This window comes from Mycobacterium sp. NPDC003449 (genome assembly GCF_053588415.1).
Genome location: NZ_JBSFPX010000079.1, coordinates 16827 through 30555 on the forward strand (window position 1 = coordinate 16827; position 13729 = coordinate 30555).

A 13729-nucleotide genomic window follows, 5' to 3' on the forward strand; every position below is an offset into this window, starting at 1 on the left:
GGTCACCAGCCGCGGCGGTGCGGCTGGGAGCCGACCAGCTCCCCGTGCTTGGCGACATCGCGGCTGCGGTAGACGATGTAGGGCCGGAACAGATACCCGATCGGCGCGCTGAACACGTGCACCAGCCGGGTGAACGGCCACAGGCAGAACAGCACCAGGGCGATCATCACGTGGATGTGGAAGTACAGCGGCGCCTGCACCATCAGATCGCCCCGCGGCTGCAGGATCCAGATCGACCGGAACCACGGCGACACGGTCTCGCGGTAGTCGTGCTCGGCCCCGGACGGGGTCGCCCCGATCAGCGTGCAGGTGAAACCCGCGACCATCGCGGCCAGCAGCACCGCGTACATGGTCTTGTCGTTGACGGTCGTGGCCATGAAGACCGGTCCGGTGGCGCGGCGCCGGTAGATCAGCAACACGATCCCGGCGAGGGCGGCCGCACCCGCGATACCGCCGAGGACCACGGCCTGCAGGTGGTAGACGTGATCGCTCATGATCAGGTCCATCCAGGATTCCGGGATCAACAGCCCGACCAGGTGCCCGATTATCACCACCAGCATGCCGAAGTGGAACAGTGGGCTGCCGATCCGCAGCAGCCGCGATTCGTAGAGCTGCGATGAGCGGGTGGTCCAGCCGAATTTGTCGTAGCGGTACCGCCACCACAGGCCCACCACGACCACGGCCAGGGTCACGTACGGCACCACGTCCCAGAAGATCTCCCAACCCGACATTCAGACTCCTCCTTGCACCCGGCGCGGCGGCACGGTCAGCGCGAACGGCTGCAGGCCCACCGATTCCGCCGGCGGCCCGGAACGCAGGAGCCGCTGCGCGTTGCCGTCGGCGACGTCGGGCAGCGTTGCGCACACCGCGGCGACGGCCGCGGCGTAGGGCGAGCCGGATTCGGTGAGCACGTGGCGCAGCACCTCGATCGGCAGCCGGTGGTCGCAGAGCAGCCTGCGCCCGCCATCCGGGTCGACGGTGGCGGCGAACTCCAGAACCACCGGAAGATGGTCGGGCGCTTCATGTTCCGGCGGTGCGACCCCGGCGGCCCGGTAGGCCTGGGTGAATGCCACCATCTGCGCGCCGCGGTTGCGGGTGTCGCCACCGGTCCAGTAGGTCAGCAGCATGGTGGCCCGCTTGTCCAGATCGAAGGTCTCGACGTACTCGACCGCCAGCGCCATGACCTCCCGATCCCCCAGCGCGGCGAGGGTTTCGGCGATCAACCCGGCCGGTGGGCCGGTCACGTGCGCGAGCAGACCGTCGACCGTGGCCAGGCGGCGGCTGTGCCCCTCGTCGGGATAGGTCAGCAGCAGCGAGGCCGCCTGCCACACCGCCCGGTCCTGCAGGGTGTCGCAGGCCCGGCCGCGACGCTTCATCACCGGTCCCCCGGGAACATCCCCGCGGGCACTCCCCTGCCGTCCCAGTTGAGCAGGTTGACCCGCGAGGGATGCTCGGCGTTGGCGGCCATGCCGTCGGTGGTCTGCCGGTGCTGCAGCGCGTGGAAGGTCTCCACCGCCACCGCGACCGGCCCCCCGCTTGCCTCGCCGAACGGGCCCGACTCGTACATACCGGGCCCGCCGTCGAACGACAGCGAGCAGCCCGGCTCCTCCAGCGACCCGCCATCGGTGCCGTAGGCGGTCGGGATGACGTAGCGCTCATCGTATTTCGCGATCGCCAGCAGCCGGTACAGGTCATACATCTGCTGTTCGGTCATGCCGACCGCCGCCGGGATGTGCGGCTGGGTCTCGCGGCCCAGGTTGATATCGCGCATATAGGACCGCATCGCCGCCAGCCGCCGCAGCACACCCTCGACGACGGCGGTGTCCCCCGCGGTGAACAGCCCGGCCAGGTATTCCATCGGAATCCGCAGCGCCTCGAGCGCCCCGAACAGATTTCCGACGTCCTCGCCGTCATGCCCGTCGCGGCTGACCGCGTCGACGACCGGCGACAGCGGCGGGATGTACCACACCATCGGCATGGTGCGGAACTCCGGATGTAGCGGCAGCGCGACACCATAGGTGTGAATCAGCTTGTACACCGGTGAGTGCTGCGCGGCCTCGATCCATTCGTCGGAGATGCCCTCGGCCCGCGCCCCGGCGATCACCTCCGGGTCGGTGGGGTCGAGCAGGATCTGCCGCTGCGCCTCGTACAGGTCGGCGTCGTCGGGCACCGACGCCGCTTCCAGCACCCGGTCGACGTCGTAGAGCACCAGCCCGAGGTAGCGCAACCGTCCCACACAGGTTTCCGAGCACACCGTCGGCATGCCGACCTCGATGCGCGGATAGCACATCGTGCACTTCTCGGCCTTGCCGGTCTTGTGGTTGAAATACACCTTCTTGTAAGGACATCCCGAAACGCACATCCGCCAGCCGCGGCAGCGGTCCTGGTCGACGAGCACGATCCCGTCCTCGGACCGTTTGTACATCGCGCCGGACGGGCAGGACGCCACGCACGACGGGTTGAGGCAGTGCTCGCAGATCCGCGGCAGATAGAACATGAACGCCTGCTCCAGTTCCAGCTGCACCTGCTCGCTGACCTTCTGCAGCACCGGATCGCCGGGGACGATCTCGGGCGACCCACCCAGGTCGTCGTCCCATGCCGCCGACCACGACACCTTCATCGGCTCACCGCTGATCAGGCTGCGCGGCGGTGCGACCGGCATCTGTTCGCCCAGTGGCGCCGAGGTGAGGTTCTCGTAGTCGTACGTCCACGGTTCGTAGTAGTCGTCGATCGAGGGCAGCTTCGGATTGGCGAAGATGCGCGCCAACTTGGCCAGCCTGCCGCCGTCGCGCAGCCGCAGCCGGCCACGCCGGTCCAGGCGCCAACCGCCCCGCCACTTCTCCTGATCCTCATAGGTGCGCGGATAGCCCTGTCCCGGGCGGGTTTCGACGTTATTGAACCACACGTACTCGGTGCCCGAGCGGTTCGTCCAGGCCTGCTTGCAGGTCACCGAACAAGTGTGGCAGCCGATGCACTTGTCGAGGTTCATCACCATCGCCATCTGTGCCATGACTTTCACGAGTACGTCACCTCCTGGCTCCGGCGCCGCACCACCGTCACCTCGTCGCGCTGATTGCCGGTCGGACCGAGATAGTTGAACGCGTACGAGTGCTGTGCGTACCCGCCCGCCAGATGGCTCGGCTTGATCAGCAGCCGGGTCAACGAATTGTGGATCCCACCGCGCGTTCCGGTGGTCTCGGTGAGCGGCACGTCGATGGTGCGTTCCTGCGCGTGGTAGACGTACACCACACCGTCGGGCATCCGGTGGCTGACGATGGCCCGGCACACCAGCACCCCGTTGCGATTGACCGCCTCGACCCAGTCATTGTCCTTGACTTCGATTTTCGCGGCATCGTCCGGGCTCATCCACATGGTGGGGCCGCCGCGCGACAGCGACAGCATGAACAGGTTGTCCTGGTACTCCGAGTGGATCGACCACTTGGAGTGCGGGGTCAGATAGCGCACCGTCAGGCCGATCCCCTTCCGCCCCAGTTCGGGTTCGCCGAACAGCCGGGCCATGTCGAGCGGCGGCCGGTAGATGGGCAGCTGCTCGCCGAGTTCCTCGAGCCAGTCGTGGTCGGTGTAGAAGTGCATCCGCCCGGTGAGGGTGTGGAACGGTTTGAGTTCCTCGATGTTCACCGTGAACGGTGCGTAGCGACGCCCGCCGGTCTCGCTGCCCGACCACTCCGGGCTGGTGATCACCGGCACCGGGCGGGCCTGGGTATCGGCGTAGGTGATCCGGCGTTCCTCACTGCCCGCGGCCAGGTGCACCAGCTTGCGCCCGGTGCGTCGCTCGAGCTCCCGGAACCCTGCCACGGCGAGCCTGCCGTTGGAGGTGCCCGACAGCGCCAGGATGACATCGGCCATCCGCTCGGCGGTGGTGATCGCCGGGCGGCCCGCCGCGGCACCGGAATCCATCACACCGAACTTCGCGCCGAGTTCGCGCACCTCCTCCTCGGGGTGTGTGGTGACGCCTTTCGTAGTCACGCCGAGGGTGTCGACGAGCGGGCCGAGCGCGGCCCACTTCTCGGCGATCGCGCCGTAATCGCGTTCCACCACGGCCAGCGGGCCCATGGTCTTTCCCGGAACCGGGATCTCACCGGTCGCACGCCAATCCCGTTCCGCGCCGGACGGATAGGCCATCGCCCCGGGGGTGTCGTGCTGCAGCGTGCCCAGCACCACATCGGTGCGGGTGCCAAGGTGTTTGGCCGCCTGTGCGCTGAACGCTCTGGCGATCGCGCCGAACGCATCGAAGTCCGACCGGGTTTCCCACGGCGGATCGACCGCGGGGCTGAACGCGTGCACATAGGGATGCATATCGGTGCTGGACAGGTCGGCCTTCTCGTACCAGGTGGCGGCGGGCAGCACCACGTCGGAGAGCAGGGTCGTCGACGTCATCCGGAAGTCGATCGACATCAGCAGGTCGAGCTTGCCCTCCGGGATGCCCTCGGTCCAGGCGACATCCTTGGGCCGCATTTCAGCCCCGGCCGGCTCCGCCTGCACATTGGAGGTCGTGCCCAGCAGATGTCGCAGGAAGTACTCGTTGCCCTTGCTCGACGAGCCGAGCAGGTTGGCCCGCCAGACGTCGAGGACCCTCGGCCAGTTCGCCGGATCGTCCGGGTCGGTGACGGCGAGCGTGAGCCCGCCCCCGGCGAGCTGTTCGGCCACATACCGGGGCACCTCCTGGCCGGCGGCTTTCGCCTCGTCGACGACGTCGAGACTGGAGCGGTCGAACTGCGGATAGAACGGCGTCCACCCCATGGCCACCGCGGAGCTCAGCACGTCCATGGTGTGTTTGTCGCGGAACCGGCCCCGCCCGACCGGACTCGACAACGCGTCCGCCCGATACCCGTCATAACGCCACTGGTCGGTGTGGGCGTACCAGTACGACGTTCCGGCCATCTGCCGCGGCGGGCGCGACCAGTCGGTGCCCATCGCCATCGTCGCCCACCCGGTCACCGGCCTGCACTTCTCCTGGCCGACGTAGTGTGCCCAGCCGCCGCCGTTGCGGCCCATGGATCCGGTCAGCAGCAGCATGGCCAGCACCGCGCGGTAGGTGGCGTCCCCGTGGAACCACTGGCAGATGCCCGCGCCCATGATGATCATCGACCGGCCGCCGGATTCCTCGGCGTTACGGGCGAATTCGCGCGCCACCCGGATCGCCTGGGCCCCGGACACCCCGGTGATCGCCTCCTGCCAGGCCGGGGTGTAGGGCCGGGTGGCGTCGTCGTAGCCGGTGGGCCAATCACCCGGCAGGCCGTCCCGGGCCACCCCGTACTGGGCCAGCATCAGATCGAACACCGTGCACACCAGATGGTCGCCGACCCGCCGCACCGGGACGCCGCGCCGCACCGTGGCGCCGCTGCCGTCGACCGTGTCGAAACGCGGCAGGCAGATCTCGGCGGTCTCTCCGATATCGTCGGCGACCGTCAGTGCCGGGGACAGGCCCTCGAGATCGAGGTTCCATTTGCCGGCACCGTCGTTGCCGAACCGGAAACCCAACGAGCCCTGCGGTACCGCGACACTGTTGCTGGCCCCGTCGAGCAGCACCGGCTTGAACGCCGCATTCTCCTGTGCGGCGACCTCTCCGCCCAGATCGGCGGCGGTGAGGTTCTTCCCGGGAACCAGGGTTCCGTCACGGTCCTCCAGTTTCACCAGGAACGGCAGGTCGGTGAATCTGCGCACATAGTCGACGAAGTACGGAACCCGCCGTTGCACAAAGCATTCGCTGAGGATGACGTGGCCCATCGCCATCGCCAGGGCCCCGTCGGTGCCCGCCGCGCACGGCATCCACTCGTCGGCGAACTTGGTATTGTCAGCGTAATCCGGGCTGATACTGACCACTTTGGTGCCGCGGTAACGCACCTCGGCCATCCAGTGCGCGTCGGGCGTGCGGGTGACCGGGACGTTGGAACCCCACATCATCAGATACGCCGCGTCCCACCAGTCGCCGGATTCGGGTACGTCGGTCTGGTCGCCGAACACCTGTGGGGAGGCCACCGGCAGATCGGCGTACCAGTCGTAGAACGAGGTCATCACCCCGCCGATGAGTTCGACGAACCGGGACCCGGCCGCATGACTGACCATCGACATGGCCGGGATCGGTGAGAAACCGGCAATCCGGTCCGGACCGTAGGTCTTGATCGTGTGCACGTGTGCCGCCGCGATCATCTCACTGGCCTCGGCCCAGCCCACCCGGACCAGACCACCCTTGCCGCGCGCGCTCTGGTAGCGGCGCCTGCGCTCGGGGTCGGCCTGAATATCGGCCCACGCCAACACCGGATCACCCAGGCGCGTCCTGGCCTCGCGGTACATCTCCACCAGCACACCCCTGGCGTAGGGGTAGCGCACCCGGGTGGGCGAATAGGTGTACCAGGAGAACGCCGCGCCGCGCGGGCACCCACGGGGTTCGTATTCGGGCCGGTCGGCACCCACCGACGGATAGTCGGTCTCCTGGGTTTCCCAGGTGATGATCCCGTCCTTGACATAGATCTTCCACGAACACGATCCGGTGCAGTTGACGCCGTGGGTCGACCGCACGATCTTGTCGTGGCTCCAGCGGTCGCGGTAGAACACGTCGCCTTCGCGGCCGCCCCTGCGGTTGACGGTGCGCAGATCGTCGGAGAACTGCCCCGGGGTGAAGAACCTGCCACTGAGTTCCAGCAGTTCCTCCACCCGGCCGCCGACATGCGGCTTGGACCGGGCTCTGTTCTGGGACCGTGTCACCGTGAGGGCTCCTTGCCTGGTTCATGCGCCCGCAACCGCAGCCCGGTGTAGGCGAACGCCACCAGCGCCGTCGCCACCAGCAGCAGCAGCCCGACCGTGTAGTCGTTGTCGGCCGCATCGTAGGTCGCGCCCATCACCAGCGGCGGGAAGTATCCACCCAAACCGCCTGCGGCGGCGACGATTCCGGTCACCGACCCGACCGACTGGGCCGGGGTGCGGCGGGCCACCCAGGCGAACACGCCGCCGGTGCCGATCCCGAGGAATACCGCGAGGGCGATGAACGTCGCCGCCGACCACACGTCCGGGGGTGGCTGAAACATCGCGACGAAGGCGAGCAGCGCGGTCCCGGCGAACGAGGTGAGCACGACGTATTTGGGCGGGATCCGGTCCGACAGCGCCCCGCCGACCGGCCGGGCCAGCACCGCGGCCAAGGCGAAACCCGCTGTGCGGGTTCCGGCTTCGACGGCCGAGAAATCGTAGATGGTCTTGATGTAGGTCGGCAGGTAGTTGCTGAACGCCACGAAACCGCCGAACACGACCGCGTACAGGAACGACATCTCCCACGTCACCGGCAGTTTCATCGCGGCCCTCAGCTTGGGCACCACCGGGTCGGTGTTGGGCCGGAACGCCGGGGCGTCGTGCATCACCGTGACACACAGCACCGCGGTCAGTGCGAGCGCCACCGCGATGACGACATGCGTGGTGAACAGGCCGAACCAGCCGACGAATCGCGGCGTGAAGAACGCCGACAGCGCGGTGCCGACCATGCCCATCCCGAACACTCCGGTGGCGAAGCCGCGGCGGGAGACGTCATACCAGTTGTTGGAGAACGGGATGCCGACGGCGAAGATGGTGCCTGCGATCCCGAGGAAGAAGCCGCACACCAACAGCAGCGGATAGGATCCGGCCGCGCCCGCCGCCCCGACGGCGAGGACCGGCACGATGGAGGCGAGCGTCACCGCGAGGAACATCGTGCGGCCACCGAACCGGTCGGTCAGTGAACCGACCACGATCCGGCCCAGCGACCCGACCAGGATCGGGGTGGCGACCAGCATCGAGGCCTCGGTACTGCTCAGCCGCATATCGCCGGCGTAGGTGGTGGACAGCGGCCCGATCATGTTCCAGGCCCAAAAATTGATCGCCGAAACCCAGGTGGCCAGCGCGAGATTCACGCCCTGGCGCCGGCCGGTGTACGGCGTGGTAGCCGTGCTCACCCCACCAGGTAATCATTGCCTCCGCGCCCCCACGTGGCGTTTCGCGGAAACGTTATGTGTGGTTTCACGGAGATGTAATTCGCAACACCGATGTGTCGAAATTAATCCCGTTGCGGTGCAACGCATGCGCTAACCCACGCGCAACGCGTCCACCAGATCCGGTATCCAGGCGCGGTCGGCGGGCACCCAGGCCAGGCCGTCGAGTCCGTCGGCGCCCACCCAGCGCAGGGCCCGATGGTCATGGGGCCGCGGGCTGCCGGCACGCAACGACACCAGGTAGGCCCGCAGCGTCATGGCACCGTCGAGCGCCACGTCGGCACCGAGCCGGGCGCCGACCGTCACCTCGACGCCGAGCTCCTCGCGCAGTTCCCGGGCCAGCGCGACGGCATCGCTCTCACCGGCCGCGACCTTGCCCCCCGGCAACTCCCACAGCCCGGCCAGTGCCGCGGGCCGGTCCCGCTGCGCCACCAGCAGCATGCACCGCGAGATGAGCGCCCCGGCGACCACGATCTGTGTGTGCATCGCCGCCGACGGTATACCGTCGGCAGTATGGCTGTGTTAACGAACGATCAGGTCGATGCCGCACTGCCCACCCTGCCCGGCTGGGAACGCGCGGAGGGCACCCTGCGCCGATCGGTGAAATTCCCCGCCTTCCTCGACGGTATCGACGCGGTGCGTCGGGTGGCCGAGTTCGCCGAGGAGAAGGATCACCATCCGGACATCGATATCCGTTGGCGGACAGTGACTTTTGCCCTTGTGACGCATTCGGCGGGTGGTATCACCGCCAGGGATGTCCAGATGGCCGAGGAGATCAACCGGATTCTGTCCGACGGGCCGGGTTAGCCGCCATCCAGGCCAACGTCGCCAGCGTCGCGACGATGTAGATCAGGCCTGCCCAGGCCAGATACCACGGCCGGCCGATCTCCCAGATGCTGGGCTGCGCGAAACTGAGCAACCACGGCACCCCGATCATGACCAGCGCGAGCCAGCCCCACCCGAGGATCCGCGCGCCGGTCCGCTGGGCCAGCGGGCCGTGCAGCAACCAGATCATCAGCGGGATCAGCCACACCCAGTGGTGGGTCCACGAGATCGGGGACGCCAGCAGCCCGAACAGGCTGATGACCACGATGCCGCCGAGCCGGTCGGCCCCACCGTCGATGGCGCGCCACGCCAGCAGCGCCAGGACCGCGGTGACGGCGATGCCGATCAGGACCGCCGGACCGTATCCGGCGTCGTGGCCGAGGATCCGCGACACCCCGCCACGCCAGGACTGGTTGAACGATGTCGCGATCGGGCCGATCCGCTCGGCGTCGCCCAGCAGTTCGGTGAAGTAGTACCGGGTCTGGTCCCCGACGACGAGTGCCGAGACTCCGACGGTGCCGAAGAACGCCAGCGCCGAGAACACCACGGTGGCCCACCGGCGCGCCCCGAGGAAGTACAGCCCCGATACCGCGGGGGTCAGTTTCACCCCCGCGGCCAGGCCGACCAGCAGCCCCGACACCCACCAGCGCGTCGAGTACACGGCATAGAGCACCGCGAGCACGAGCACGACGTTGATCTGGCCGTAGTCGAAGGTGCTGCGCACCGGTTCGGTCCAGATGCCCACGGCGGTCCACAGCATCGCCACCCGCCGGTCGGCCGGGCCGCGCCCGTGACCGTCGAGCAGTAGCTGGCTGATCCGCACCACACCGTAGAGCGCGGCGACGATGCCGACCTGCCAGCAGAACTCCACCAGCCCGAACGGCAGCAGGTGCAGCGGATAGAAGACGATCGCGGCGAACGGTGGGTAGGTGAACGGCAGCGGAAAATCTGGCGTCTGATCGGCGTAGACGTAGTCGTAGAGGCTGCCGGGTTGGTCCAGGGCCGCCGCACCGCCGACGTAGACGTGCAGGTCGACGAAGTTCGCGCCGTTGGGCACCAGGTAGGTCCACACCAGCCGCAGCGCGATGCTGAGAACCAGCAACGCCGGCGCCAGGCCCGTTAGCCGCGCGGTTGCTGGGGTGGTGGTGGCCGGTGTGGTGTCTACGGCTCGACTCTATCGTCAGCCGGCATCGCGGCGATCTCCCGCGCCGGGTCCGGTAACCGATTCCCGTCACTGCCGTAACGGTTGAATAACCGCCACACGTGTCACTTGAGTACCACCAGTAACTCGATAGTTTCGGGCGCAGACCTCCAGACAACCGATTGGGAGAACCATGAAACTCACCTGGAAAGCAATTTCCACCAGCATGATCGCCGCGGCAGGCGCCGTACCGATCGCCTTGGCGCTCAGCGGGACCGCAAACGCCGACCCGGCCCCGGCTCCCGCCGTGCCCGCCATGCCGAACCTGCCGATCGTCAACGAGATCGCCGGCGTGCCTGCCGCGGCCCCGCAGCTGCTGCAGGGGATGGCCTCGGCGCTGACCGGCCCCCAGACCCAGGCCCAGGCCCCGGCCCCGGTGCCGGGGGCCACCGCATCGGTGACCCTGCCGCAGACTCCGGCCGCCGGTCAGCCCGCGGCGACCTCGGCCGTCCCCGGCGCGACCTCACTCATGCCGGGCGCCAATTCACTCGTCCCCGGCGCCACCGCACCGGCGGCGACGCCGGTCTCGGCCCCCGCCGCGACGGGTCCCGGATCGCTGATCCCGTCCGCCGAGGTGAAACTGCCGCAGCTGCCCGGCATGCCGCTGCCGCAGCAGGTCAACATTCCGGGTGACCTCGCCTCGCTGGCCCCGGTCGGCACCCAGCTGGCCGGCCTGGCACCCAGCGCCGCATCCGCCGTGGCACCCGCGGCCAATGCGGCGGCACCCGCGGCCAGCGCCGTCGCCCCCGCGGCGAGCCTGCCCACCGCCTCGGCAGCGGGCGCCCCGGCAGCGTTGGCACTCGCCCCGCTGCTGACCGCCGGCCTGCCCTGATCACCGAACTGGTCTGACCGCTGAAACGCATTGGGAGAGCCATGTCATCGAAAACGCTGTTCGCCACCGCCGTCGCCGTCGGCACGTCGGCCCTGCTGCTGTTCGGCAGCAGCGGCGTGGCCAATGCTGATCCGGCGCCGCTGCCGATCGACGCCACGCAGGCACCGGGCCTGTCGGCGATCGAGGGCATCAGCCCGATCATTCAGCAGGCCGCGGCCGATCCGGGCGGGGCGGCACAGCTATTGATGGCCGCCGCCCAGGCCTTCGCGGCCAACAAGTCGGAATCGGCCGACTCCCGCAATGTCGCGACGGCGGTCAACCAGTTCATCAGCGAGCCGGCCGCCGCGCCGGTGGCGGCGGCCCCCCCGGCCGCCGCGCCGGCGGGCGCCGCGCCCGAGCATGTCCCGGCGGCCGGGGCGGGCACCAATGCCCACCTGCCCGCCGGAATCGATCCGGTGCACTCCGTCGGGCCCGCCGCGCAGGCCCTGGCCGCCCCGGCACCGGCACCCGAGGCCGCGCCCGCGCCGGCGCCTGAAGCTGCGGCACCCGCACCGGCACCGGCACCCGAAGCCGCACCCGCCCCGGCTCCGGAGGCCGCACCCGCGTTCGCACAGGCCGCATCGGTTCCCGCACCCGAGGCCGCGCCGGCCCCAGCGCCCGAAGCCGCGCCGCCCGCACCGGCGCCCGAGGCGGCCGCACCCGCGCCCGCACCCGAAGCCGCGGCACCGGCACCAGCGCCTGAGGCCGCGGCACCCGCACCGGCGCCGGCACCCGAGGGCGCCGCGGCACCGGGATTCGGGCCGGACGCGCCGCCCACGCAGGACTTCATGTATCCGTCGATCAGCAACGGCTGCCTGAAGGACGGCGGAAATGTGCTCGCGACGGCGATTTCGGTGGCCGGGCCGGCCAAGATCCCGGCCCCGGGCCCCGGCGCGGGCCAGACCGCCTACGTGTTCACCGCGGTGGGCACACCGGGCCCGGCGGCCGAGCAGAAGCTGCCGCTCAACGTCACCTGGGTCAACCTGACCACCGGGAAGTCCGGCAGCGTGACCCTCAAGCCGCGCCCCGACATCAATCCGGAGGGGCCGACGACGCTGACCGCGGTCGCCGACACCGGCTCGGGCAGCATCATGTCGACCATCTTCGGCCAGGTCACGACGACCGAGAAGCAGTGCCAGTTCATGCCCACCATCGGTTCGACGGTGGTGCCCTGACCGCATCAGAAAATGGGGAAACGGAATTCCCGGTCGTCGGCTCAGCCGGCGACCGGGAATTTTGTTCGGGGGTACCCGATCTCAGTAGGCCATGAACAGGATCATGTCCCGGTCGTACTCGCGGCCGGGATGGGCCTCGGCGAGGTGGGCCTGCGCCTTCTCGACCAGGTCGTCCTCATCGGTGCCGGTGATCGCCTCACCGCACGGGCAATTCAAATGTGTCTTCGCCATATCTTCACCATTGCATAGGTCTTCGACACACAAAAGGATGGAAGCCATGGAGCTGTACGACGTCATGCGCACGACCGGGGCGACCCGGCAGTTCACCGGCGAGCCCCTCCCCGACGATGTGCTGGAACGCATCCTCGACAACGCGCGCTTCGCGCCCAGCGGCGGCAATCGGCAGGGCACCCGGGTGGTGGTGATCCGCGACCCGGCCACCCGCGAGGCCCTCGCCGATCTCAGCGTCACCGGAACACGGCGCTATATCGCCCAGCGGCGCAAGGGCGAAAATCCGTGGAACCCTTTGCATCCTGCGGGTGTCTCGGCCGAGGAGCTGGCCGCCGTCGAGGTGCCGCGGGCCACCCAACTCCTCGACGCCTCGGTGGTCCTTGTGGTGTGCGTCGACCTCGGCGTGGTCGCGGCCTTCGATCAGGATCTCGACCGGATCGGCGTGGTGCCCGGCGCGTCGGTGTACCCGTTCGTCTGGAACATCCTGCTCGCGGCCCGCAACGAGGGTTACGGCGGCGTGCTCACCACGATGACGGTGGCCGAGGAACCCAAGGTCAAGGCGCTGCTCGGGATCCCCGAGCAGTACGCGCTGGCGGCGACCCTGCCGCTGGGGAAACCGGTACGGCAGTTCACCAGACTCACCCGCAAACCCGTGGCCGAGATCGTCACCCGGGAGCGTTTCGACGGCCCGGCCTTCTAGCGTCGAGCCTGCGTCCAGATCGCGATCGCCCCCGAAATGGCGATCTGTGCGCAGTCTCGCGCACAACGGCCTCAGCCCTTGGCGGCCTTGGCGACTTTGGCGGCCGCTTTCATCTCCTTCTTGTAGGACCGCACCTGCTGCAGCGACCCGGCGTCCACCACATCGGCCACCGACATATGCGTGCCGGCCTTGCCGTAGTCGCCCGCGGCTGCCCGCCAGCCGGTCGGCGTCACGCCGTACTGCTTGCCCAGCAGCGCCAGGAAGATCCTGGCCTTCTGGTCGCCGAAGCCGGGCAGGCGTTTGAGCCGGCGCAATACCTCTTTGCCGTCCGGTTCGCCGGCCGTCCACACCGCCGTGACGTCACCGTCGTAGTCGTCGACGACGGCCTGCGCGAGCGACTGCACCCGTTTGGCCATCGACCCGGGAAACCGGTGGATGGCCGGGGTTTGCGAGCACAGCGCGACGAACTCGTCGGGGTTGTAGTCGGCGATCTGCGTGGCGTCGACGCCACCGATCCGGTCCGCGATCTTCTTCGGCCCGGCGAACGCCGTCTCCATCGGGATCTGCTGATCGAGCAGCATCCCGACCAGAAGCGCGAACGGATTGTCCTCCAGCAGCGCATCGGCGGCCGGATCCTGAACAAGCTGCAGTTTTCCCATTGGTAGTCAGGGGCGCGGTGTCCGCAATGCGGATCCGTTTCCCCATCCCCCTTTCAATCCGTGCGTGCGGTTTTCCCGCACACGGCTTACC

13 protein-coding genes are annotated in these 13729 nt (G+C 68.8%); 4 read left to right on the forward strand and 9 right to left on the reverse strand.

Features of this window, described 5'->3' with window-relative positions; genetic code table 11:
- Window positions 1-2: 2 nt before the first annotated feature.
- The 6 genes from narI to ACWDTP_RS20045 form a co-directional block, all read right to left on the reverse strand.
- The gene (narI, locus tag ACWDTP_RS20020; protein WP_450022875.1) at window positions 3-731 is read right to left on the reverse strand and encodes a respiratory nitrate reductase subunit gamma; all 729 of its coding nucleotides are present in this window, start codon (window positions 729-731) and stop codon (window positions 3-5) included.
- Complete coding sequence (narJ, locus tag ACWDTP_RS20025) at window positions 732-1376, reverse strand: nitrate reductase molybdenum cofactor assembly chaperone (protein ID WP_450022877.1); 645 nt, start codon at window positions 1374-1376, stop codon at window positions 732-734.
- Window positions 1376-3019 (reverse strand): nitrate reductase subunit beta, encoded by a 1644-nt coding sequence (narH, locus tag ACWDTP_RS20030; protein WP_450022878.1) that lies wholly within the window; start codon window positions 3017-3019, stop codon window positions 1376-1378. The genes narJ and narH overlap by 1 nt, the downstream gene beginning before the upstream one ends.
- Window positions 3016-6726 (reverse strand): nitrate reductase subunit alpha, encoded by a 3711-nt coding sequence (locus ACWDTP_RS20035; RefSeq protein ID WP_450022880.1) that lies wholly within the window; start codon window positions 6724-6726, stop codon window positions 3016-3018. The genes narH and ACWDTP_RS20035 overlap by 4 nt, the downstream gene beginning before the upstream one ends.
- Window positions 6723-7940: a nitrate/nitrite transporter gene (locus ACWDTP_RS20040; RefSeq protein WP_450022882.1), complete on the reverse strand. Its 1218-nt coding sequence runs from the start codon at window positions 7938-7940 to the stop codon at window positions 6723-6725. The genes ACWDTP_RS20035 and ACWDTP_RS20040 overlap by 4 nt, the downstream gene beginning before the upstream one ends.
- A gap of 129 nt (window positions 7941-8069) precedes the next feature.
- A complete protein-coding gene (locus ACWDTP_RS20045; protein ID WP_450022884.1) occupies window positions 8070-8462 on the reverse strand; it encodes a (deoxy)nucleoside triphosphate pyrophosphohydrolase in 393 nt (130 codons plus the stop codon).
- A 27-nt stretch (window positions 8463-8489) separates the two neighbouring features.
- On the opposite strand from ACWDTP_RS20045, the gene ACWDTP_RS20050 reads away from it, so the two are divergent.
- The gene (locus ACWDTP_RS20050; protein ID WP_450022886.1) at window positions 8490-8783 is read left to right on the forward strand and encodes a 4a-hydroxytetrahydrobiopterin dehydratase; all 294 of its coding nucleotides are present in this window, start codon (window positions 8490-8492) and stop codon (window positions 8781-8783) included.
- On the opposite strand, the gene ACWDTP_RS20055 is transcribed toward ACWDTP_RS20050, so the two are convergent.
- On the reverse strand, window positions 8752-9915 hold the full coding sequence (locus tag ACWDTP_RS20055) for a mannosyltransferase (RefSeq protein WP_450022896.1): 1164 nt from the start codon (window positions 9913-9915) through the stop codon (window positions 8752-8754). The two genes, ACWDTP_RS20050 and ACWDTP_RS20055, sit on opposite strands and share 32 nt — an antisense overlap.
- Before the next feature lie 220 nt (window positions 9916-10135).
- On the opposite strand from ACWDTP_RS20055, the gene ACWDTP_RS20060 reads away from it, so the two are divergent.
- On the forward strand, window positions 10136-10834 hold the full coding sequence (locus tag ACWDTP_RS20060) for a hypothetical protein (RefSeq protein ID WP_450022888.1): 699 nt from the start codon (window positions 10136-10138) through the stop codon (window positions 10832-10834).
- 41 nt (window positions 10835-10875) lie between these two features.
- The gene (locus ACWDTP_RS20065; protein ID WP_450022890.1) at window positions 10876-12048 is read left to right on the forward strand and encodes an Rv1157c family protein; all 1173 of its coding nucleotides are present in this window, start codon (window positions 10876-10878) and stop codon (window positions 12046-12048) included.
- An 81-nt stretch (window positions 12049-12129) separates the two neighbouring features.
- Here the strand turns inward: ACWDTP_RS20065 and ACWDTP_RS20070 are convergent, their stop codons facing one another.
- Complete coding sequence (locus ACWDTP_RS20070; protein ID WP_018598918.1) at window positions 12130-12279, reverse strand: DUF1059 domain-containing protein; 150 nt, start codon at window positions 12277-12279, stop codon at window positions 12130-12132.
- Between the two features lie 46 nt (window positions 12280-12325).
- Here ACWDTP_RS20070 and ACWDTP_RS20075 point away from each other — a divergent pair, with 46 nt between their 5' ends.
- A complete protein-coding gene (locus ACWDTP_RS20075; protein ID WP_450022892.1) occupies window positions 12326-12979 on the forward strand; it encodes a nitroreductase family protein in 654 nt (217 codons plus the stop codon).
- Window positions 12980-13050: 71 nt separating this feature from the next.
- Here ACWDTP_RS20075 and ACWDTP_RS20080 read toward each other — a convergent pair whose 3' ends face one another.
- Window positions 13051-13638 carry an HhH-GPD-type base excision DNA repair protein gene (locus tag ACWDTP_RS20080; protein ID WP_450022894.1) on the reverse strand — a complete coding sequence of 196 codons (588 nt, stop codon included), beginning with the start codon at window positions 13636-13638 and terminating at the stop codon, window positions 13051-13053.
- Window positions 13639-13729 lie beyond the last annotated feature (91 nt).

Excerpts from the sequence above, each read along its gene's own strand:
- narI (WP_450022875.1), bottom strand. The coding sequence starts at position 731 with ATGTCGGGTTGGGAGATCTTCTGGGACGTGGTGCCGTACGTGACCCTG.
- narJ (WP_450022877.1), bottom strand. The coding sequence starts at position 1,376 with ATGAAGCGTCGCGGCCGGGCCTGCGACACCCTGCAGGACCGGGCGGTG.
- ACWDTP_RS20045 (WP_450022884.1), bottom strand. The coding sequence starts at position 8,462 with ATGCACACACAGATCGTGGTCGCCGGGGCGCTCATCTCGCGGTGCATG.
- ACWDTP_RS20050 (WP_450022886.1), top strand. The coding sequence starts at position 8,490 with ATGGCTGTGTTAACGAACGATCAGGTCGATGCCGCACTGCCCACCCTG.
- ACWDTP_RS20060 (WP_450022888.1), top strand. The coding sequence starts at position 10,136 with ATGAAACTCACCTGGAAAGCAATTTCCACCAGCATGATCGCCGCGGCA.
- ACWDTP_RS20065 (WP_450022890.1), top strand. The coding sequence starts at position 10,876 with ATGTCATCGAAAACGCTGTTCGCCACCGCCGTCGCCGTCGGCACGTCG.
- ACWDTP_RS20070 (WP_018598918.1), bottom strand. The coding sequence starts at position 12,279 with ATGGCGAAGACACATTTGAATTGCCCGTGCGGTGAGGCGATCACCGGC.
- ACWDTP_RS20075 (WP_450022892.1), top strand. The coding sequence starts at position 12,326 with ATGGAGCTGTACGACGTCATGCGCACGACCGGGGCGACCCGGCAGTTC.
- ACWDTP_RS20080 (WP_450022894.1), bottom strand. The coding sequence starts at position 13,638 with ATGGGAAAACTGCAGCTTGTTCAGGATCCGGCCGCCGATGCGCTGCTG.